At 67.8% G+C, this 594-nt stretch carries 1 pseudogene; it reads right to left on the reverse strand.

Going from position 1 to position 594, the window contains the following annotated elements:
• Positions 1-137: 137 nt before the first annotated feature.
• Positions 138-594, reverse strand: a pseudogene (locus BFF76_RS30250) (sensor histidine kinase); the annotation flags it as partial.

Raw genomic sequence — 594 nt, forward strand, 5'->3', positions numbered from 1 at the left:
CGGCTCGTCGTCGGCGACGAGGACCCGGATCACACAGCCTCCTGCGCGGTGTCGATCATGACGTAGTCAAGGAGAACGGACGGAGTGGCCCCGCCATCATGCCCTGTAGGGGCCGACCCGCCGCACGGAGCCCGGCATCACTTCGCCTTGTACGTCTCCTTGGAGACCAACTTCCCGCCCTGGAAGCAGAACCGGAAGACAGTGAGGGCGTCGACCCCCCGGTCGTCCTTGGAGGTGAAGTGTCGGCACGTCGCTCCCTCGGGCAGCTTGGGCCCCTGGTCCGCCAGGTCCGAGGTGAGCCACGAGTCCTCTTCGGGGAGCCTGGCCTGGATGTCCGCCTCGGCGTCCCCGACCTTCGCCTCCTCGTAGACGCTCGGCGAGATGTCCGCCTTCTTCACCTCTTCCGTCATGACGCCCACTCCCCAGACGCCCAGGCCGATGACGCCCGCGACGAGGACGACGGCGGTGACGGCGCAGCCGATGGCGACGTTCTTCCTGGTACTCATAGTGGTGGTGAACTCCCTCTGTGGATCGGCCCCGTTGATGACCGTTCCACCGTCGCCCACCGCCCCCGGACGCCGCTGCCCCCGAACG

Source organism: Streptomyces mutomycini, assembly GCF_001700505.1.
Lineage (GTDB): Bacteria > Actinomycetota > Actinomycetes > Streptomycetales > Streptomycetaceae > Streptomyces > Streptomyces mutomycini.